The organism is Serratia plymuthica NBRC 102599, from assembly GCF_001590925.1.
In the GTDB taxonomy this organism is placed as follows: domain Bacteria; phylum Pseudomonadota; class Gammaproteobacteria; order Enterobacterales; family Enterobacteriaceae; genus Serratia; species Serratia plymuthica.
Window position 1 is genome coordinate 64,970 of the sequence record NZ_BCTU01000013.1, and the last position, 20,637, is coordinate 85,606.

Here is a 20,637-nt window from a genome sequence, read left to right on the forward strand (position 1 = left end):
CACCCTCTTCACTATTCTGGTTGTTTTAACTTCGATGTCGGTAGCCAATGTAAACGCAGATAAAGTGCCGTTTCCTGGAGGGCGCTGATGGGAGGTTTAGTTGTGGGGAAAACAATATCCGGCTACCGGAACGCCTTCAAATAGCCGGATATCGTCTTATATTGCGTGACGTAGCGGGTGTCAGGTTAAGCGATATACCCGGATGCCACATGTCGACAGCGTTGCTAGCCAGACCGATATTCAACCTGACGACACGCTATAGGCCAGCGCCGAAGAAAGATATTGAGCTCAATTTTTCAACTAGCTATCACTAGCGGCATTCACCAGAGATCGCATTTTTCCCCTGCGGACAAACATCGGAACTTTGCGGAATAACGCCCAATATCGATCCAAAAGACCCTGAACACCCAGATAGCATTACAATAATTAATAAAAATAATCCCCCTCTCATACAACGCTCCTTCTCTTTTTACTCTCCGGTTATATATCACTTATCGCTAACCGTCTTAAAAAACTGCCAGATTTTATGCAAAACGCAGGTGCCCCCAGCATTTAGCCTTACGGCTCGCTTGCGGATGGCATCCGCGTTTCGAGCCGAAGCGCAATCCAGCGGTCGTCTGGAATGTTCATAAGCTTAGACGATTGGGAGCGGCCATCAGCGAAACTGGAGCGTTAACGTTGAAACAAGGTATGAACAGCATCCAGATAGTACCTGTGGTCGGCAGACAGTAATTATTCAACGTTCAGGCATAGAATAAAAACGATGTTAGGAATGATGTTAGGAAAGGGAATTTCAGGCACAAAAAAACCGCCTTCCGGCGGTCACGACATTACTGCATATTGCTTTGATTATTCTGGAATTATTTTCCCTGGTACCCGGGGCGGGACTTGAACCCGCACAGCCATAAGCCGAGGGATTTTAAATCCCTTGTGTCTACCGATTTCACCACCCGGGCTCGGGAAAATTGGAGGCGCGTTCCGGAGTCGAACCGGACTAGACGGATTTGCAATCCGCTACATAACCGCTTTGTTAACGCGCCTTAATTCTGCTGCCTTCATCAGGCCAAAGCTCGTGAAACACCAGCTTTGTTTAATTTGGAGCGGGAAACGAGACTCGAACTCGCGACCCCGACCTTGGCAAGGTCGTGCTCTACCAACTGAGCTATTCCCGCATCAATCAGAACTTACTGATTTTTTTGCTATCTTTCGGCGATTCACCGCTGCCGTCTGATGCGATGCATTCTACTTACCTGACGTAATGAGTCAATAAAATTGTTGTCTCATTACGTTTGTTTGACGATTTTTGCAGCGCTTTGATCAGGGTTCAAGCAAATCTTTCCGGGCCGCGTTCAAATATTGGAACATTGACCAGAAAGTCAGCACCGCCGCGATGTACAACAGGCCGAAGGACGCATACTCAACGGTACGTTCCGGGCGCCACAGCAGCCCCACCAGCGACATCATTTGCGCCATGGTTTTGACTTTACCAATCCACGATACCGCCACGCTGCTGCGCTTACCGATCTCCGCCATCCACTCACGCAGCGACGAGATGATAATTTCACGGGCAATCATGGTCGCCGCAGGCAAGGTGATCCACCAGGTATGATAGTGCTCGGCTACCAGCACCAGCGCCACCGCCACCATCACTTTGTCCGCTACCGGGTCTAGGAACGCCCCGAAACGGGTAGTTTGCTTCCAGCGACGGGCCAGGAATCCATCAAACCAGTCGGTTATGGCAGCAAATACAAAGATGACGGCGCAAACCATCGGAGCCCAGGTGAACGGCAGGTAAAATGCCAGAACAAAGAATGGGATCAGAACTACGCGAAACAAAGTAAGCCAAGTCGGTATATTCAATTGCATAATGCTACGGTAACTATCTGGCTGGAGTGGGAATTAAGAGTATGTTGCTACATTGCCCTCAGTGTTTCAATGCATTGTAGATCTTTTCTGCCAATGCTTGTGAAATACCCGGCACTTTTGCAATTTCCTCAACGCTGGCGTTCAATAATGGTTGAAGTCCACCCATATACTTCAACAGCACCTGTCGCCGTTTTGGCCCAACGCCGTCGATCAGTTCCAACGCGCTGGTATTTCTAACTTTTGCCCTTTTCTGTCGGTGCCCAGTGATCGCATGGTTATGCGAATCATCGCGGATATGCTGGATCACATGCAGCGCCGGCGAATCCGAAGGCAGAGAAATCCCCTCACCTTCCGGTACAAAGAACAATGTTTCCAGGCCGGCTTTGCGATCGGCGCCTTTGGCGATACCAATCAGCAAAGGTTTGTTTTTATCCCAGGTGACGTTCAGTGAGTTGAACACGTCGATCGCCATGCCAAGCTGGCCCTTACCGCCATCGATAAAAATAACGTCTGGGATTTTGTTCTCTTCCAGAGCTTTACCATAGCGTCGTTTCAGCACTTGCGCCATGGCGGCATAGTCATCCCCTGGCGTAATGCCGGTGATATTATAGCGCCGATATTCCGAACGCAGCGGTCCGTTGCCGTCGAACACCACGCAGGAAGCGACGGTCTGCTCACCCATGGTGTGGCTGATGTCAAAGCATTCCATGCGGTTAATCTCGGAAAGATTCAAGATCTTCGTCAGTTCTGCCAACCGCTGATGAATCGTCGACTGTTGCGAAAGCTTGGTTGTCAACGCGGTCGCGGCGTTGGTACGCGCAAGTTTAAGGTAACGTGCACGATCGCCACGCGGTTTGCTTTGGATTTGAATCTTGCGACCAGCCAACTCGGAGAGCGACTCCGCCAACAGGTCTTTTTCGGGCAGATTGAAATCCAGCAGGATTTCCGCTGGCAGAGTGCGAGCCTGGCTGCCCTGTAAATAGAACTGCCCGACAAAGGTCTGCACCACTTCGCTCATCTCGGTCCCCCCCGGCACCTTCGGGAAGTAGCTGCGACTGCCCAACACTTTGCCTTGGCGGATAAACAATACGTGCAAGCAGGCCATGCCTGCTTCAAACGCCACGCCTATCACGTCCAGATCGTCGCTATTGCCCGAAACGAACTGGCGCTCCGTCACACGCCGCACCGCCTGGATTTGATCGCGGATACGCGCTGCATCTTCGAAATTCAATGCCTTACTGGCGTTTTCCATCCGTTCGATCAACTGATGCAACACCTGCTGATCCTTGCCTGACAGGAACAGGCGCACATAGTCTACCTGCTGTTGATATTCTTCCTCACTCACCAGTCCGGCGACGCAAGGCCCCAGGCAACGCCCGATCTGATACTGCAAGCAAGGGCGCGAGCGGTTGCGGTACACGCTGTTCTCACACTGGCGTATCGGGAATAGCTTCTGCAACAGCGCTAATGTCTCGCGCACGGCATAAGAGTTGGGAAACGGGCCGAAGTATTCACCCTTGGCATGTTTAGCGCCACGATGAACCGCCAACCGCGGATGACTGTCTGCGCTAAGGAAGATCAGCGGATAAGATTTATCGTCTCGCAAAAGAACATTATATCGCGGCTGGTATAGCTTTATGTAGTTATGTTCCAGTAATAGCGCTTCTGTCTCGGTATGCGTAACAGTTACATCTATTTGTGCGATATTTTTAACCAGCGCCTCGGTTTTTCGGCTTCCCACCTGCTGGCGGAAATAACTGACGAGGCGCTTTTTCAGATCTTTGGCTTTACCGACGTAGATAACCGTACCAGTAGCGTCATACATACGGTAGACGCCGGGCTGGCTGGTTACGGTGCTTAAAAAAGCTTTGGCATCAAAACGGTCACTCACTGCTTAACAACGTCTCCGCATTGAACAATCCGTGTCGGATAGCCAGGTGTGTCAATTCTACGTCACCGCTGATATTCAGTTTACTGAACATACGATAACGGTAGCTGTTCACCGTTTTAGGACTGAGGTTCAGTTGTTCCGAGATCTCATTCACCTTTTTGCCTTTGGTGATCATCAGCATAATCTGCAGCTCACGTTCAGACAGGCAACTGAACGGGGTTTCCGTCTGCGGCTCCAGTTGGCTCAATGCCATCTGCTGGGCAATGTCCGATGCGATGTAGCGCTGGCCTGCCTGCACCGACCGGATGGCGTTAACCACATCCTGCGGCGCAGCCCCCTTACTCAGGTAGCCTGCAGCACCCGCCTGCATCACCTTGGCAGGCAATGGGTTTTCAGTATGAATAGTCAACATGATGACTTTAACGTCGGGCGCATAACGTACAATCTTGCGCGTAGCTTCCAGCCCGCCAATGCCCGGCATATTCATATCCATAAGAACGATATCTACAGCATTGCCACGGCACCATTTCACGGCGTCTTCACCGCACTGGGCCTCCCCGACAACTTTTATACCTTTGATATCTTCAAGAATGCGTCGTATCCCTGCGCGCACCAGTTCGTGGTCATCAACAAGAAGAACGCTAATCAAGGAAAAATCTCCAAAAAAAGGGAGTAACGCAATCAGCCTCTGTTATAGCCTGAGATATTACTTGTTTTTCGGCCAAGAATGAACACAGATTAATACTAACTCCCGATTAACTTTGCGAAACGGCGCTGATTTTTGAATTTTAGTCATCCGCCCAGCCCGATAAAGCCGTTCTCTGCGGCCCCCCCCCACAGCGGAAATATTAGTGGGTGTGATTCCTGTCTATGATACCGCGCCAGTCATAAAGCGCGGGTAAAATCAATGTAAGCAATAGCAACATAGATAATATTAACACGAATGCAATGGCGTTGTAATTCATTGAAATAAAACAAGACGATAACTACCGTTCGGCTTCTCAGGAAAAAACGTCCCGAAAGAAAATTATTCAGCAGAAAATTAGGTGCCAAAGAGCAAGGCAGCCACGTTGATAATTAGAATGGCCCCCATAAGTTGATAATAACATACCGGGCAAATACTTATTAACCCCAACGAAATAACTGTCACTTATTCTGTCCTCTTGCCGTTGCCGAACGGATGCCGGGGTATTCATTAATCCACTGCGCGCCTGCGCTATAGCCCACAAACGATAACCGCCGCGTTAACACACCGATAACCACTGAATGGAGCAGTTCCAGCGCTATCTGTGCAGATGGATATCGGATGCTATGCTATACTCCGCGCCCAGATAAATACGCATCTGCATGCCAGAGTGAATGAAGTCGGTGCTGATGCGCATCAAAATGCATATTGTTTCAGGCTACGGCCCAAAAATCAGGAGAGAAAATGAGCAACGTTGACTTCACTACGTCTGCAAACCCGGAAACGCTGGCGACAGAAGTCGCCTGTCTTAAAGCAACGCTGACGCTGATCCTGAAATCGATCGGCCAGGCGGATGCCGGGAAAGTCATTATCAAAATGGAACGCTTTATCGCACAGATTGAAGACCCGGCTCAGGCCGAAATCTTTAAAAACAGTATCCAACAAATTAAGCACGCTTACCGTCAGTAAGCTGCCGTCCATCCGGCCTGCCATTTCCGCAGGCCCGTTTCCCTCACAATTTTCATGAGTAATTGATCTCCCACATTATTTCGGGCAGTGTATTTTTATTTACGCCAGAGAAACCTATGGGCATCCTCGTTAAAGCGTTGATCGGCGCTTTGGTCGTAGTCTTAATCGGCCTGCTGGCCAAAAGTCGCAGCTACTATATTGCCGGCCTGGTGCCGCTATTTCCCACCTTTGCACTGATTGCGCATTACATTGTCGGCAGCGAACGCTCGATCGAAGCGCTGAGAACCACGCTGATTTTCGGCATGTGGGCGGTTCTGCCCTATCTGGTGTATCTGATCTCGTTGTATTTGTTTATCAACAGCATGAGATTGTCTTGGGCGTTGGGTGCGGCGGTGTTGTGCTGGGTTGCTGCAGCGTGGCTATTGATCACTCTGTGGGGATGGTGGCAAGGGCGCTGACTGCGCCCCGCCTGATTACGGTTTACCGGCCTGCAGCACAAAACCGCGTTGCATATCGCCCGCAATGCGGAAGTAACGGCTCTCACCGGCGCGCAGCGTCATCGGTAACCGGCCGCTGGTATCGCGCCAGATGCACAGACTATTTTCGATCATATCCTGCCCGATGCTAACTTCGTTATTCCCCACCGGCACTCGAAACTCGGCCTTTTCTTTTGCCGCCAGCGATGCCGCAAACTCCCCGTTGATATAAACCCCGGTGCGGCAACTCCCCGCCAACATCCCGCTGTCACGCACCACCACCACCGTGGCATAAGGCGTTTGCGGCACATTCTGATAAAGCATCAATCGGCTGGGCGGCGGCAACTCAGCCTGTTGCGGCGGAACCGCCTGCGTGGCGCAGCCAGACAACAGTAAGGTTGTAATAAATAACGCGGCGTAATGCTTCATCCTGAGCTCCTAGAAAAAACCAATCTTCATAGTAGCAAGAGAATAGGTGGCAGCGCGCCATCAATAGAAAAATAGGATAACTTCCAGTGGGCTGGGGGAAGTCCGACGTCAAACGAGTTTTCACTGCCCATCGCGATGATGATCAGAGAACCTTCCGTCACACTAGGAAAATTCTTTGTTATTATATTGAAATAGATAAGGATTTTTGTAATCTATTTAAAATTTAACCATACGCTTCTTGATATCATCTTGAAAAATTCCACCCACATAGTTAAATCCATCCTCTGTGACATAAACTCGCGGGTAGCCGGTTTCCGACAGTCCAGTCAGCATGTATCCTCGGCTTATCATCTCTGGGGAAGGTGCATTCATCAAAGTAAGAAAACCTCGCCCCCGACACCATTGATAAAAACGAGTACGGCCATAACCAAAGGCATCACCAACCTCGGAGAGGTTTCTAAATCGATCATAATCAACTGATAATAAAGGTAAATTATCGTTATCTTTAGGTATTTCAGGTTTATTCAACAAATAAGACTCCCTTATTCACGCCTTCATCATCATGAAATCATTTATCGCTCCTGAATCTAAAAAATTTATAGGTGAATTGCAATCGCATTACTGGCCATTCGAATAATAGTTTTAATTCTGCATGGATTTAAAAGTTGGATAAACCTGCACAAATCAAGTGACCTTTTTTCCCAACCCCTACCGCAGCTAAAAATAAACCATACCTCTTAGGTAAAAATCCTATAAATATACCGGGCATAAAATCAGAAAAAACTTAGTATCGACACTATAACCAAAAAATATTATTGCTTTATTACTCGTTTTCGCCATTACCATTTACCTGCACAACCCATACCCCTGCATGCCAAAATGAAAATGATTTGCATGAGCGGCATTATATTCCGGGCCCAGCGCACTGCCGAAAAAGCCACATCCCTCTTCGAACAGCGCTTTCAGATAGCTTCCCGCAGTGCTTTGCTCCGGCCAGTCGCGCAATATTGTCAGCCGTTGACCATTCGCCAGACGAAAACCGGCAATATCCCAAGCCTCCGCAGTAGCATGCTCACTGAGCCTTCCCACTGGTCGATGATAGATATTGCGACAAGCGTAGCTGCCAAGATGGTCAATACGCGCCAGCCTCACACCAAACTGCCGTTGTGCCTGCGGCGCGGCGATTTGCCCAACGAACATTGCGCTGCTCAGCGCCAGCGGGCAACTGGCAAGAAAACTGGAACTGAGGCGTACCTCACCAAAATTTTGCACCCGCACCGGCGCAACCAGCGGACATTTGCCCTGGCTGTCGCCAGGCAGGCTAAAAGCGATACGCCCCGCGTCCCTTGCCTGAGTCAAAATGGCCATGCAAGCCACAGGATCATTGGCCAACAACCGCAGTTTATGGCGAGTGACCAGGGTTGGGGGATCGTCCAGCGTTAAAGGAGAGAAAGGATGATAGCCTGGGGGTAAATAACGGCTTGCCCAGGGCAGCAGCATAGCCAGCGCCAGTAATACCGAAAGTAAAACGAGCGTACGTCGCATGCCATTCTCCCCCTAAACCCAAAACCTCAGCACTTACCCACAGCATTATCGGCTGCGACTTTAAAGCCACATATATAGGCTTCGCCAGCGTAACCTCAATCTCACATAAACAATAATTATTATCATTTCCAATTTTAACATCATTTTATTACACTCCTGCCTTGCGTTGTCTAGGATGATTCTTAGCACGTGTATTTAGGACGACAGAAAGAGTTAGGGATACCATGAAGACGTATAATTTTTTGATTATTTTGCCATTCTTGACATTGACCGCTTGCACACAATGGGAAAAACCCGGTGCTGGCAACGCCACTCGCGATGCGGAATATGCCGAATGCAAAGGCAAGGGGTATGAACGTTTTCCACCAGATATGGTGAGAGATTTTGAGTTTGCCTACGAAAACCAATACAAGAGTTGTAAAAAAGACAAGAAGGATTGTCCAGAAGGCTACCGTTACGAAAAACAGCCCTCATTCAAAACAGTGCAGAATGATCGCAATGAGGCCGCCCGCTCGGCGACCATCGAAGCCTGCATGTATGGCAAAGGCTGGCATGAGAAAACCTATTACTGGCCACAATACTAACAAAGCAGGCAACGGGTTCGGCATGCCGAACCCTGTCACCCTGCTTGTAACCGGAAGTTATTGATCATCACCGTGCGGCATACCAGCCTTAGGTTTAGACTTATTTTTCTCTGGTTTTTTATCCTTTGTGGCCGACAGAGCACGACCAATCAGCCATAACAACAACGGCATCAGCAACAGACATAGTGCCAGCGTAATCAGTGCATTTGTCATCCTTTGCCCACCCGAACTCTCTGGTTATTATGCCTGAGTGTAGCATGCTTATCCGTCGCTCTCGGTGCGGCCCAGTCGGGCCAGCGTTTCTGTTCTGGCCGGCGTCAATGGGATCCGTGGGGCCACCAACGGCCAACCAAAAAGGTGACGTGCCGCCGTCGCGCAAATCTTGCCCTGACAGGCTCCCATGCCGCAGCGGCTGCCCAGCTTGGCCGCCGACCAGCCAGAGAACTCACAGACCTGCCCCAACGGCACATCCTCGCAGCGGCACAGCAGCGTGTCAGACATCGCCAGTGCTTTCAGCGCAGGGTTTAGCATAAAAGCGCGCTCTACCGCTCCAGCGAAATGCCGCCACTTATCACGCTGTCCCATTAATGCCTGCGCCTGTTCCATATTGCCGGTTGCGGCATAACCGGCGATGGCTCCCTCGGCTAGCGCCAACTCACTGCCGCCAACGCCGGTACAGTCTCCGGCGGCATAAATCTGCGGCACACTGGTTTGCTGCCACTCGTCCACAGCGACCCTGTGATTGGAAATGCGGCACCCCAAATGCATCGCCAGCTCAATATTTGCCACCAGTCCAAAACCGCAGGCCAACCGATCACAAGGCAGCATCGCCACTCTCCTGCCTTGCTGAACCCTCACCGCTTCCAGCCGTTGCCCCCCCAACGCCGCCAGCACATAGCTGTCAGGGCGATAACGACGATGCAGCAGAGTCAATGACTGGTGTAGCTTTGTCGGCCAGCGCCACAGCCCACTGGCGAACCCCGCCAACCGCCGAGCGGACGTTTGTTCCGCCAGCAACACCACGTCACCACCGGCTTTGGTAACGCTATCGGCCACCGCCAGCAGCAACGGCCCGCTGCCGGCAATGGCCACCCGTTCCCCTTTAATTTGCAGCCCCTGTTTTATCTGAGCCTGCAACCCACCGGCACCGGTCACCCCAGGCAACGTCCAGCCGGGAAACGGCAACAGAAGCTCCCGCGCACCGCAGCACAAGATCAAGCGTTGATAATCGACGAGCCCACTACCCACAGCACCCTCATAGAGGATTTGCTGCCGCCCGCAATGAGCCACGATTTTGACGGCGTTAAGCAACGTCACGTTATTCAGCGCCCCAACCGCCTGCCGATACTGCTGCGCAAGTACCGGCAACATGACTCCCGGCCCATCGCGCCAAATTTGTCCACCTGGGTTAGGGTTATCGTCAAGCATCAACACCGACTGGCCGCTTTGTGCAGCGGTGCAAGCTGCGGCTAACCCGGCTGGCCCTGCGCCGATAATCAGCACGTCGCACGTGAGGTTACTCATCATTGATCCTCTCAATATGCATCCCAGGCTGACACAGGGTCTGGCACGCCAACCGCCGCAGACCATTCACCGTGACACGACACTCCTGGCAAATACCCATGCCGCAAAACGGCGCTCGCGGTAGCCGACAGACCGAGTAACGGCAGCGATCCTGCCCGCTCAGGCTAAGTGCTGCTGCCACGCTGCAACCCTCAGGCACGTGCAGGCTTTCACCATCAATTGTTAGCATCAGCAAACTCAGTTCTTCGCTCATACCGACAACACCTCGCTAAACACCCGTGCAGCAAGATAGGGAGTATCGTCAATCGCCGGCCGGTGATGCTGGATCTGCGCCGCAATCAGTGCGGCGCTGCCTAACGCGGTCGTCACCCCCAACCCCTCATGTCCCAATGCCAACCATAACCAGCGATGTTGCGGGTGCGGCCCCAATAGCGGTAAACCATCGGCCGAAGCGGCGCGCAGACCTGTCCAGCAACGGATAATATTCAGTTGCGCCAGCGCGGGTAAAAATGCCTCCGCGCGCATCAGCATTGCCGCCAGCAGCGGCAAGTCGATATCGGCGTCGGGTGAATCAAATTGTCGCGAAGAACCAATCAGCAGTTGGCCTGTTGGGCGCGCCTGAACGTTAAATGCCACTGAAGTGCCGCCGCTGGCATGTGCGCTGGCACCATAACCTAATTCAACCAATTGGTGGCGCACCCTCTGCGGGTAACGATCGGTGATCGCCAAGTGCCCTTTTTTGGCTTTCAGCAACGGCTGCGCCAACAACCTATCGGCCTGCAGGCCGCAGGCAAGCACCACTACAGGGGCCGTCAGGCGCTTACCGCTGGCCAGCACCACCGCTTGTTCCTCCAGCATGACCACCTCATCAGCAATCACCCTGATTGCCGACCCGGCATCAACCTGTAACCATCGGGCGACGTTGGGCGCATAGACAATGCCGTCGCCCGGCACCTGCAACCCACCCGCCAGACCGGGCCGCAGCATGGGCTCAAGACGAGCAATCTGCGCAGCACTGAGCGTCTCGCTAAGCACGCCATATTCCGCCATTCGCCGCTGCTTCCGTTCGGCAATAGCCATCTCGTCTTCCCGCTCTGCCAGCCATAGCGTGCCGCAACCGCGCCAGGCACAACTCTCCGGCAGGCGCTCCAGCACCCCGCGCCACAGTTGTAGCGAATAAGCGCTCAAGGCCAATTCAGCGGGATTATCGTCCATACAGACCAGGTGCCCCATGCCTGCTGCTGTCGCACCGGGGCGCTGATTATCCACCAGTAACACCTGATGCCCTTCCTGTGCCAGCCGCCAGGCACAGGCTGCACCGATAATGCCGGCGCCTACCACTATCGCCTCTGCGCACCTGCCGACGGCCTTCACCGTATTCCCCAGACGAAGGGGTCACGCTCATCCAGCAGCAACCGGCTGTCGGCGCAAATGTAAGCTTGCCCGCGAATAAAAGGGATTACGCGATCGCCATTGCGCCGGTAATAGCCGCTGAACTCGCTGCCAATCACGCTCGCCTGGCGCCAGACTTCATCCGGCGGCAATTTGCCGTCGGCCGCCAGGCAAGCCAACTTGGCGCTGGTGCCGGTACCGCAGGGCGAACGATCATAGGCCTTGCCGGGGCATAGCACGAAGTTGCGGCTGTCAGCCTGCGGGTCGGCGGCGAACAGTTCAATATGATCGATAACACCGCCGTCTTCCCCATAAACGCCCGCTAGTTCCAACGCCTGCCGTACCGCCCAGCAGAAGGCGGTAAGCGCCTCCAGATTTTGCGTAGTAATGGCAAGAGGATGTTCGGCAACCAGGAAAAACCAGTTCCCCCCCCAGGCAATATCGCCCGTCACTACGCCATAGTCCTTCACGTCGACCGCCACCTGTCGGCGATAACGGTAGGCGGGCACGTTTTCCACCGTGACGCTGCCGTCCTGGTGCAGCGTGGCATTGACCGTACCAACAGGGGTTTCAATCAAATGCTCCCCGGCGCTGATCCGCCCCAGATAGGCCAACGAGGCGACCAGCCCGATAGTGCCGTGGCCACACATACCCAGATAGCCGGCATTGTTGAAGAAAATCACCCCGGCGGTGGCCTGCGGTGAACAAGGCTGGCACAGCAATGCCCCAACCAGCACATCATTGCCGCGAGGCTCCAGAATGACGGCGCAGCGCCAGTCGTCATACTGCTGTGCAAACAATGCTTTGCGTTCCGCCATACTGCCGCTGCCCAGATCGGGGAATCCCTCGATAATCAATCGGGTGGGTTCCCCGCCGGTGTGGGAATCGATTGCCCGCAGTCCGGTGAAATGCGAAGAAAGTGCCATCGGAGCCTCCTGGGTTAATGACATGTTACCGATAGCCTTAGCCTGACCGAATACGCCGACGGCGGCTTGATGCATTTCGGCGCGGCAAATGCAGAAATCAGCACAATGCCCGCAGCGGCGTTTAACCGACGTCGCACAGCTCCGTTTTGAACACCATAAGAATGACTTATTTATCATTGTGTTATTGATGTGTTATTTCTAAAACTGCGAGGTGGCAGCCGTTTTATTTGCTAAAAACTGATCTGCAAAAAGAAAAAGTATGCGGCAATGCGCATATTTGGCAGCTGCGCTTGAAAAGTTATCAGAAAGTTAATATTGATTAACGGCGCCAAGAATGGCCTGCCCGAACCGCCTCAGGTTCGGTGGCAAACAGCGGGAAAAGGTATTGCTATGCGATTAGCCCATGACCATCAGGTTGTTACTCCTCCCCAGCCCGCTATTGATGAGCAGGAAGATGACGTATTCGCCGTAGAACAGCTGTCCCGCCTGTGCGATGGCCTGGCGCAACAGCGCCCCAACAACCTGCACGAATTGCTGAATTCGCTGGCGCTGATCGCCCCGCTGCTCAACGCCATCCCCAACGTGGTGTTCTTTATCAAGGACGCGCAGGCGCGTTACCTGTTGGCCAACCTGACGCTGGCCAAGCGCTGTGGTTTCAAAACCGTCATGCCATTGCTGGGAAAAACCTCAGCGGACGTCTTTCCCGCCCAGCTTGGCTCAGGTTACACCGAGCAGGATCTCCGGGTGTTGCGCCACGGGGTGCTGATTCAGGATCAGTTGGAAATGCATCTGTATAACGGTCGGGAAACCGGCTGGTGCCTGACGCAAAAACTGGCGCTGTATGACGCGCAGGGCAAAATCATTGGCATGGCGGGCATCTCGCATGACCTGCAGGAGGCCAAAGCCAATCACCCGGCCTATCAACGGCTGGCGGCCATCGACGTCTATATTCGCCAGCATTACGCCCGGCCGATCGCCCTCGAGGAGCTAACAACGCTCACCGCACTTTCCGTGGCGCAAATCGAACGCTACTGCAAACGCATTTTTCACCTCACGCCACGCCAGATGATCCACAAGGTTCGGCTGGAAAAAGCGACCGAATTGCTGGCCGGTGATTTACCCATCACCGACATTGCCCTGCAGTGCGGCTATACCGATCACAGCGCTTTCAGCCGTCAGTTCAAGTCGATGACCGGCTTGACCCCTCGCGATTTCCGGCTAACGATAATCCCTTAACCGGCTGATATTACTCCCCCTGCTCTCTTTTCTCGGCGGAAGAACCCTCAGGTTTTTTGCCGCCCGATGATCTGCGTTACTGTGCCAATTTCGTCGTGGCATTCGGCGAAAACCGTCAAGCCCCTGCGAACAATACAGGTCAATCTGTGGTTGGATTTCACCAAGAGTTCACCATCGATTAACAAACTTGGACGACAGGATAAACACTATGAGTCATAAAGCCATTAAATGGAGCGGCGTGTTCCCGGCGGTCAGCACCCAGTTTCGCAGTGATTTCTCTCTGGATCTCGACGCCACTCATACGGTAATCAAAAATCTGGTCAAGGACGGCGTTTCAGGTCTGGTGGTGTGCGGCACCGTCGGCGAAAACACGTCATTGACGGTACAGGAAAAGTTGTCGGTCATTGAGGTAGCGCGGGATGCGGCCCAGGGCCAGGTGCCGGTGATCGCCGGCATAGCCGAATTCACCACCGCCTTTGCGCGCAATATGGCACGCGAAGCGCAAAAAGCCGGTGTCGACGGCATTATGGTGATGCCTGCACTGGTTTACTCCGCCAAACCCCACGAAACTGCCGCACACTTTCGCAGCGTCGCCACCGCCACCGATCTGCCGATCATGGTCTACAACAACCCACCCATTTACAAAAACGACGTAACGCCCGACATCCTGACCTCACTAGTCGACTGCGAAAATATCGTGTGTTTCAAAGACTCTTCTGGCGACACCCGCCGCTTTATCGATCTACGCAACGAGGTTGGCGATCGTTTTGTCCTGTTCGCCGGGCTGGATGACGTGGTGCTGGAAAGCATCGCCGTCGGGGCCGAAGGTTGGATATCCGGGATGTCCAACGCCTTCCCACGTGAGGGAGAAACGCTGTTCCGCCTGGCGAAGCAAAAGCGCTTTGAAGAAGCATTGTCGCTATACCGCTGGTTCATGCCGCTGCTGCACCTCGATGCGCGGCCGGATCTGGTGCAGTGCATCAAGCTGTGTGAAGAACTGGTGGGCCGCGGCAGCGCTGTTACCCGTCCCCCGCGCCTGGCGCTGCAAGGCGATACCTTGGCGGAAGTCACGGCAGTGATCAAAAAAGCGCTGGCAAACCGCCCCGAACTGCCGGACGTCGGCCTGTAATCGCCACCTTCGCCCGGCCGTCTGCCGGGCACTCTCATTTTCCTGACGGGGGATACATGCCCAACATCTATACCATCAGCGGCCAACAATTTATCGGCGGCGAACGCCGTGCCAGCGGAGAAGCTATGCTGGTCAGCCTGCGTGCCGATAACGGCCAGCCAACCGGCCATCGCTTCCATCAGGCCACCGCCGCTGAGGCCGCAGCCGCAGCCGAGGCCGCCGCGCAGGCCTTCACCGCATATTCGCAAATCGGCGCCGAGCACCGGGCGGCGTTTCTTGATGCCATTGCCGATCAGTTGGACGCGCTGGAGGAGGATTTCTTCGCGTTCGCCATGCAGGAAACCGCCCTGCCATTGGTTCGCCTGAGCGGTGAGCGCGCCAGAACCAGCGGTCAGATGCGGTTATTCGCCACTCTGTTGCGTCGCGGCGATATGCATGGCGCACGCATAGACTGCGCCCTGCCGCAGCGAACGCCATTACCTCGCCCGGACCTGCGGCAATATCGCACCGCTATCGGCCCGGTAGCGGTGTTCGGCGCCAGCAACTTTCCGCTGGCGTTCTCCACCGCTGGCGGTGACACGGCGGCCGCATTGGCTGCGGGTTGCCCGGTAGTGTTCAAGGCGCACGGCGGCCATATGATCACCGCAGAACTGACCGCGCAGGCGATTGAACGGGCCCGGGAGCAACTGCAAATCCCGGCAGGGGTGTTCAACATGATTTACGGCGATCGCATCGGCGCAGAGCTGGTGCAGCACCCGGCCATTCAGGCGGTGGGCTTTACCGGTTCGCTGCGGGGTGGCAGAGCCTTGTTCGATCTGGCCATGCGCCGTCCGCAGCCTATTCCGGTGTTCGCCGAAATGTCGAGCATTAACCCGCTGATCGTGATGCCCCAGGCTCTGGCCCGGCGTGGGCAGAAAATTGCACAGGAACTGGTTGCCTCATTCACCCTGGGGTGCGGCCAGTTCTGTACCAAGCCAGGGTTGATTCTCGGCCTACAGGGTGCAGCATTCCGTCAGCTGATTCACGAGTTAAACACCCAGATAAATGCTGCCACACCCCAGCCTATGCTGAATGCCGACACGCTGACGCATTACCGCAATGGATTAAAAGCGCTCGAAGAGACGCCGGGTATCCGCCATCTGGCCGGCAACCGCGAGCAGCAACCGCATCTGGCCGCACCGCAACTGTATCAGGCCGACGTCAACCTGTTGCTGAGCGGCAACCCTCTGCTTCAGGAGGAAGTCTTTGGCCCGGTGGCGATCCTGGTGGCAGTGGAAGACAACCGTCAACTGGCTGCCGCGCTGGAGAGCCTGCAAGGGCAACTGACCGCCACCCTGCTGGCAGACGAAGATGATCACGCCGATGCGGCGCCGTTGGCTCAACGGCTGGTGCACAAGGCCGGGCGAGTGCTGTTCAACGGGTATCCCACCGGGGTAGAGGTCTGTGACGCCATGGTGCACGGTGGTCCTTATCCGGCAACCAGCGATGTACGCGGCACGTCGGTAGGCACGCTGGCCATCGAACGTTTCCTGCGCCCGGTCTGCTTGCAGAATTACCCGGCGGCGTTACTGCCTCCGCCGTTGCAAGACAGCAACCCACTTGGCCTGTTACGGCTGGTTAACGGCATTTATACCCGGGATCCCATTACTTTATCTGCCAATGACTAGCCAGGCCGTATCTGCATGCCATCAAATAACAAAAGGGTAACCCTATGACAACCCAAGGCAAATTCAAGAAGCAGCTTACGCTCACCGATCTGACGTTTATCGGTCTGGGCGCTATATTTGGTTCCGGCTGGCTGTTCGCCGCCAGCCACGTCTCTTCCATTGCCGGCCCGGCGGGCATCTATTCCTGGCTTATCGGCGGCCTGGCCGTTTTACTGCTCGGTATCGTCTATTGTGAACTGGGTGCGGCACTGCCGCGCGCCGGCGGCATCATCCGTTATCCGGTATTTTCCCACGGCGAGCTGATGGGCTATCTGTTGGGATTTATCACCCTGATCGCCTTCTCCAGCCTGATATCGATTGAGATCGTCGCCGCCCGCCAATACGCCGCCGCCTGGTTTCCCTTTCTGAGTCAACCTGGCTCCGGCGACCCGACGCTATTCGGCTGGGGGGTGCAGTTAGTGCTGCTGTGCTTCTTCTTCGCCCTTAACTACTACAGCGTCAAAACCTTTGCCAAATCCAATAACCTGATCAGCGTGATTAAATTCATGGTGCCGCTGTTGGTGATCGTGGTGCTGTTCAACTTCTTCAAACCCGAAAATTTGTACAGTCAGGGCTTTGCCCCCTTTGGTTCCGCCGGGGTGGAAGCAGCCATTTCGGCGGGCGGGATTATCTTCGCGTATCTCGGCCTGACGCCGATTATCTCGGTCGCCAGCGAGGTGCAAAACCCTCAGCGTACGATTCCCATCGCGCTGATCCTGTCGGTGATACTGTCCACCATCATCTATGTGCTGTTGCAGGTGGCTTTCCTCGGCAGCATTCCCAGCGAGATGCTTAACGGGGGTTGGGCCGGTATCAGCCAGCAATTCTCACTGCCTTATCGCGATATCGCCATCACGCTGGGCATGGGTTGGCTGGCGTTCCTGGTAGTGAGCGATGCGATTATCTCGCCGAGCGGCACCGGCAATATCTATATGAATGCCACGCCACGGGTGATCTACGGTTGGGCACGCGCCGGGACCTTCTTTAAAATCTTTACCCGCGTCGACGGGGCGTCCGGCATTCCACGCCCCGCGCTGTGGCTGACCTTTGGTCTGTCGATCTTCTGGACGCTGCCCTTCCCCTCTTGGGAGAAGCTGATCGGCGTAGTATCCGCCGCGCTGGTACTGAGTTACGCCATTGCGCCCGTCACCGCCGCCGGCCTGCGGCGTAATGCGCCGGACCTGCATCGCCCGTTCTTCGTGAGGGGCTTTTGCGTGCTCGGCCCGGTGTCATTCATCATATCGGCACTCATCGTCTACTGGTCCGGCTGGGACACCGTTTCCTGGCTGCTGGGCCTGCAGATCCTGATGTTCGTGGTTTATATCCTGTTCAAAAACAAGGTGCCCACCCATGCCGTCAGCCTCCGCCAGCAGATTTGGTCCTCACTGTGGCTGATCGGCTTCTACGCGCTGATTATTGTGGCGTCTTATCTCGGTAGCTTTGGCGGTATCAACACCATCGGTCACCCGTGGGATACCCTGACGGTGGCAGTCATTGCGCTGGTGATTTACTACTGGGGTGCCTATACCTGTTTGCCCAAGGCGAATTTCGACGGTGATGAAGAAGAGTAACCGCAAAGGAGAAATCTCATGACGCAAACCCAGACGCTATCGCTGAGCGAGGCCTATCATCTCGCGCTGCGAGCACTGCGCAGCAACGGTTTCAGCGTTGAACATGCCGATGCCGTCGCACAGAATGTGACCGCCGGCGAACGTGATGGCTGCGCCTCGCACGGCTTGTACCGAGTGCTTGGCTGCGTACGCTCGCTACTGGCCGGCAAGGTGTCCGCCAGCGCCGTTCCAGTGCTTATCGACAGCGCTCCGGCGATCCTGCGGGTGAACGCCAACGACGGCTTTTCACTGCTGGCTTATCGCCGCGCACTCCCAGCTTTTGTCGACAAAGTGCGCACTAACGGCATAGCGGCGTTGGCCATTAACCACTGTGTGCATTTTTCCGCCCTGTGGGCCGATATTGAACCCTTAACCGAGCAAGGGCTGGTGGCGCTGGCATGCACGCCCAGCCATGCCTGGGTTACTCCCGCCGGGGGAACACGCCCGTTATTCGGCACCAACCCTATCGCCTTTGGCTGGCCGCGCCCGCAGCGCCAGCCGTTTATCTTTGATATGGCCACCAGCGCCGCGGCACGTGGCGAAATCGAGCTGCACCGCCGCGCCGGCACGCCGCTGCCGGAAGGATGGGGTATTGATGAACAGGGGCAACCCTCAACCGATCCGGCCAGCGTGTTACAGGGCGCGATGCTGACCTTTGGCGGCCATAAGGGATCTGCGCTGGCAGCGATGGTTGAACTGCTTGCCGGGCCATTGATTGGCGATATGACCAGTAAGGAATCGCTGGCCTACGATCGGCAGACCGGCTCCTCCCCTTATGGCGGCGAACTGATTATCGCCATGGATCCCGAACGTTTTATGGGGGCCGACAACGCGGTTCACTTTGCCAGAGCGGAAGCCTTGTTCGCCGATATGTCCGGGCAAGGGGCACGTATTCCAGGGGAGCGGCGTTTTCAGATGCGGCAATACAGCGAACAACACGGCGTGACCTTGCCGCTGGCGCTGTATGAAGAAATTGTGGCCCTCTGCCGCTAAATGATACAGGCCCGCAAACTGAACTGCGGGCCTGATTTAACGAATTATCTGACAACCATGACCGAGATATTGGCGTGGCGCACAATCGCCGCAGCGTTAGATCCCAGCAAGTAGGTTTTCACGCTCGGGCGACGCGAACCGATTATGATCAAATCCGCTTTGATTTCCTCAGCCAATTCCAGCACCTGATCGCGCGGGGAGCCAAAGCTGATGGTGTAATCCAGACGCTCCAGTGGAATATCAATTTCCGACATGATTTTCTTGAGCTTATCGACCGCTTTTACTTCTGCCTGATTCTCAAACTCCTTGATGCCAAACGAATAGGCGGTAACGAACGCCGAGGCATCCGGCAACGCGTGGAAGAAATGCACTTTGGCTCCGGAAATTTTCGCCAGGTACTCGACATTCTTCAACGCATGCTCTGTCAGCAGATCTTCTTCAATATCTATCGGCACTAGTATGGTCTTGTACATATTACATCCCTTCTATGTAAACCTTGGTGCCTATAGGGTACTGCCGGGAGAATGGTGCGTGAACCGCTTTCTCGTGCTTTTGTGATCGCCGGTAACTCCTGGCCGGGATAATTGGTTATTTAACAAAATATAAACATAGCGAGGTTAACAGCTAGTCGATTAATTATTGCAATATCAGTTAAATGAGTTGCAAATACACCGCTTTCGCCGTGGCGGCAGTTTTATTGGCAACCGACAATTTTTTAATCGAATTACCGATGTGAAAATTCACCGTTCTTTCACTCAACCCCATAAGCATGGCAATTTCCTCTGAGGTTTTGCCTTCGCTGCACCAGCGTAAAATATCCTTTTCACGCAACGTCAACACGTCTTTGATCGCCTCGTCGTTCACCGATATTAATGCTTCGCGCAACGTTTTATGAGTAATCTGCGCTAACCACAGGAAAAAGGTTTCGTTACGCGCGCCGGCCTCCGGCGACTGCTCAGGGATTTTTTTGCCGGCAAAGGTGAGAATGCCCAACCGACCGTAGCAGTCCTTGATTGACTGTGACCAACCTTCACGGATACCGAACTGTGCCATACGCCACCACAGTTCCGGTTTATCTTGATAGAACTCTTCGTCCCAATGAAACTGCAGCGTGGAATGATGGGCCTGATCGATAACCGGGTCCTGCAAATACACCCGCAGCTTGCGGTAGTCCTCCAGGTATTCTGCAGGATAATTTCCCTCTATCAGCATTTTTGGCCGGCTGGCCGGGTAGCAGGAAAACACAATGTAGGAATAGTACTCAAAGCCCAGTGCCTGGGCGCAGGGTTCCAGACGACGTAAAAAAAGCTCACGGTCGTGCACACTGTCGAGTAAAGCGTCCATAAAAGGCTGAATGCGGTTATCCATAAAACACGTTCTCCAGAAAGCTGGGCCGGCAATCGATAAGTAACATTAACTATAGTGTGGCTCCCTGGCTACAACAGCCGTTTCATAGTATAAAAAATACAATGGCTATAACAAAAAAAGCTATCATCACCTCTATAGCTAATAAATAACGCGTTAAAACCTACCCCCTGATGAAAATTACGCGAATACCATAACCGCCTATTATTGTAAACCTGTCACTTTTACCGTTAGACAGTCATCTCGCCACCCATTACCTTCGCCATAGGCACCCAGTGTCGCTCCAAATCCAAATAAATTATAAGCATTTG

General features: G+C 54.1%; 21 protein-coding genes and 3 tRNA genes. 8 read left to right on the forward strand and 16 right to left on the reverse strand.

Annotated elements, in window-relative coordinates:
- Window positions 1-870: 870 nt before the first annotated feature.
- The 6 genes from SPL01S_RS09790 to uvrY form a co-directional block, all read right to left on the reverse strand.
- Window positions 871-956 (reverse strand) — tRNA-Leu (locus SPL01S_RS09790).
- 10 nt (window positions 957-966) lie between these two features.
- A tRNA-Cys gene (locus SPL01S_RS09795) sits at window positions 967-1,040 on the reverse strand.
- 56 nt (window positions 1,041-1,096) lie between these two features.
- Window positions 1,097-1,172: transfer RNA gene (locus SPL01S_RS09800), tRNA-Gly, on the reverse strand.
- Between the two features lie 145 nt (window positions 1,173-1,317).
- Entirely contained in the window at window positions 1,318-1,866 is a 549-nt protein-coding gene (gene pgsA, locus SPL01S_RS09805; RefSeq protein WP_004942945.1) for a CDP-diacylglycerol--glycerol-3-phosphate 3-phosphatidyltransferase, read from the reverse strand.
- A gap of 58 nt (window positions 1,867-1,924) precedes the next feature.
- Entirely contained in the window at window positions 1,925-3,757 is a 1,833-nt protein-coding gene (gene uvrC / locus SPL01S_RS09810) for an excinuclease ABC subunit UvrC (protein WP_062870442.1), read from the reverse strand.
- Window positions 3,750-4,406, reverse strand: a complete 657-nt coding sequence (gene uvrY / locus SPL01S_RS09815; RefSeq protein ID WP_004942941.1) for a UvrY/SirA/GacA family response regulator transcription factor — start codon at window positions 4,404-4,406, stop codon at window positions 3,750-3,752. The genes uvrC and uvrY overlap by 8 nt, the downstream gene beginning before the upstream one ends.
- Window positions 4,407-5,186: 780 nt before the next feature.
- Here uvrY and SPL01S_RS09820 point away from each other — a divergent pair.
- Both SPL01S_RS09820 and SPL01S_RS09825 read left to right on the forward strand, forming a co-directional pair.
- Window positions 5,187-5,411 (forward strand): DUF2594 family protein, encoded by a 225-nt coding sequence (locus SPL01S_RS09820; RefSeq protein WP_004942939.1) that lies wholly within the window; start codon window positions 5,187-5,189, stop codon window positions 5,409-5,411.
- A gap of 116 nt (window positions 5,412-5,527) precedes the next feature.
- Window positions 5,528-5,869 (forward strand): GlpM family protein, encoded by a 342-nt coding sequence (locus SPL01S_RS09825; RefSeq protein WP_062870441.1) that lies wholly within the window; start codon window positions 5,528-5,530, stop codon window positions 5,867-5,869.
- Window positions 5,870-5,884: 15 nt separating this feature from the next.
- Here the strand turns inward: SPL01S_RS09825 and SPL01S_RS09830 are convergent, their stop codons facing one another.
- The 3 genes from SPL01S_RS09830 to SPL01S_RS09835 form a co-directional block, all read right to left on the reverse strand.
- The gene (locus SPL01S_RS09830; protein ID WP_006324620.1) at window positions 5,885-6,316 is read right to left on the reverse strand and encodes a hypothetical protein; all 432 of its coding nucleotides are present in this window, start codon (window positions 6,314-6,316) and stop codon (window positions 5,885-5,887) included.
- A 216-nt stretch (window positions 6,317-6,532) separates the two neighbouring features.
- Window positions 6,533-6,844 (reverse strand): hypothetical protein, encoded by a 312-nt coding sequence (locus SPL01S_RS24550; RefSeq protein ID WP_174523955.1) that lies wholly within the window; start codon window positions 6,842-6,844, stop codon window positions 6,533-6,535.
- Between the two features lie 318 nt (window positions 6,845-7,162).
- Window positions 7,163-7,861 (reverse strand): extensin-like domain-containing protein, encoded by a 699-nt coding sequence (locus SPL01S_RS09835; RefSeq protein ID WP_063199251.1) that lies wholly within the window; start codon window positions 7,859-7,861, stop codon window positions 7,163-7,165.
- A gap of 224 nt (window positions 7,862-8,085) precedes the next feature.
- On the opposite strand from SPL01S_RS09835, the gene SPL01S_RS09840 reads away from it, so the two are divergent.
- The gene (locus SPL01S_RS09840) at window positions 8,086-8,445 is read left to right on the forward strand and encodes a hypothetical protein (RefSeq protein ID WP_004942932.1); all 360 of its coding nucleotides are present in this window, start codon (window positions 8,086-8,088) and stop codon (window positions 8,443-8,445) included.
- A gap of 57 nt (window positions 8,446-8,502) precedes the next feature.
- On the opposite strand, the gene SPL01S_RS25460 is transcribed toward SPL01S_RS09840, so the two are convergent.
- Genes SPL01S_RS25460 through SPL01S_RS09855 form a run of 5 tightly spaced genes read right to left on the reverse strand, consistent with a single transcriptional unit; the run spans window position 8,503 to window position 12,287 of the window.
- Window positions 8,503-8,658, reverse strand: a complete 156-nt coding sequence (locus SPL01S_RS25460) for a hypothetical protein (protein WP_166728492.1) — start codon at window positions 8,656-8,658, stop codon at window positions 8,503-8,505.
- Between the two features lie 48 nt (window positions 8,659-8,706).
- On the reverse strand, window positions 8,707-9,969 hold the full coding sequence (locus SPL01S_RS09845; protein ID WP_063199254.1) for an NAD(P)/FAD-dependent oxidoreductase: 1,263 nt from the start codon (window positions 9,967-9,969) through the stop codon (window positions 8,707-8,709).
- Entirely contained in the window at window positions 9,962-10,222 is a 261-nt protein-coding gene (locus SPL01S_RS24555; RefSeq protein ID WP_004942928.1) for a (2Fe-2S)-binding protein, read from the reverse strand. Before SPL01S_RS24555 ends, SPL01S_RS09845 begins: the two co-directional genes overlap by 8 nt.
- On the reverse strand, window positions 10,219-11,343 hold the full coding sequence (locus SPL01S_RS09850) for an NAD(P)/FAD-dependent oxidoreductase (RefSeq protein ID WP_063199257.1): 1,125 nt from the start codon (window positions 11,341-11,343) through the stop codon (window positions 10,219-10,221). Before SPL01S_RS09850 ends, SPL01S_RS24555 begins: the two co-directional genes overlap by 4 nt.
- On the reverse strand, window positions 11,340-12,287 hold the full coding sequence (locus SPL01S_RS09855; protein WP_063199260.1) for a 4-hydroxyproline epimerase: 948 nt from the start codon (window positions 12,285-12,287) through the stop codon (window positions 11,340-11,342). The genes SPL01S_RS09850 and SPL01S_RS09855 overlap by 4 nt, the downstream gene beginning before the upstream one ends.
- A 390-nt stretch (window positions 12,288-12,677) precedes the next feature.
- Between SPL01S_RS09855 and SPL01S_RS09860 the strand changes: the two genes are divergently transcribed.
- The 5 genes from SPL01S_RS09860 to SPL01S_RS09880 all read left to right on the forward strand — a co-directional run bounded on the left by SPL01S_RS09860 (window position 12,678) and on the right by SPL01S_RS09880 (window position 18,961).
- Complete coding sequence (locus tag SPL01S_RS09860; protein WP_062870436.1) at window positions 12,678-13,523, forward strand: AraC family transcriptional regulator; 846 nt, start codon at window positions 12,678-12,680, stop codon at window positions 13,521-13,523.
- 208 nt (window positions 13,524-13,731) lie between these two features.
- Window positions 13,732-14,652 (forward strand): dihydrodipicolinate synthase family protein, encoded by a 921-nt coding sequence (locus tag SPL01S_RS09865; protein WP_063199264.1) that lies wholly within the window; start codon window positions 13,732-13,734, stop codon window positions 14,650-14,652.
- 56 nt (window positions 14,653-14,708) lie between these two features.
- Window positions 14,709-16,319, forward strand: coding sequence for an aldehyde dehydrogenase (NADP(+)) (locus SPL01S_RS09870; RefSeq protein WP_063199268.1), 1,611 nt, complete (start codon window positions 14,709-14,711; stop codon window positions 16,317-16,319).
- Between the two features lie 44 nt (window positions 16,320-16,363).
- Window positions 16,364-17,929, forward strand: a complete 1,566-nt coding sequence (locus SPL01S_RS09875; RefSeq protein ID WP_063199271.1) for an APC family permease — start codon at window positions 16,364-16,366, stop codon at window positions 17,927-17,929.
- Window positions 17,930-17,947: 18 nt separating this feature from the next.
- On the forward strand, window positions 17,948-18,961 hold the full coding sequence (locus tag SPL01S_RS09880) for an Ldh family oxidoreductase (protein WP_063199274.1): 1,014 nt from the start codon (window positions 17,948-17,950) through the stop codon (window positions 18,959-18,961).
- A gap of 44 nt (window positions 18,962-19,005) precedes the next feature.
- On the opposite strand, the gene SPL01S_RS09885 is transcribed toward SPL01S_RS09880, so the two are convergent.
- Together SPL01S_RS09885 and SPL01S_RS09890 are read right to left on the reverse strand one after the other, a co-directional pair.
- Window positions 19,006-19,434 (reverse strand): universal stress protein, encoded by a 429-nt coding sequence (locus tag SPL01S_RS09885; RefSeq protein WP_004942906.1) that lies wholly within the window; start codon window positions 19,432-19,434, stop codon window positions 19,006-19,008.
- A 178-nt stretch (window positions 19,435-19,612) separates the two neighbouring features.
- Window positions 19,613-20,329: an autoinducer binding domain-containing protein gene (locus tag SPL01S_RS09890; RefSeq protein WP_062870432.1), complete on the reverse strand. Its 717-nt coding sequence runs from the start codon at window positions 20,327-20,329 to the stop codon at window positions 19,613-19,615.
- Between the last annotated feature and the right edge of the window lie 308 nt (window positions 20,330-20,637).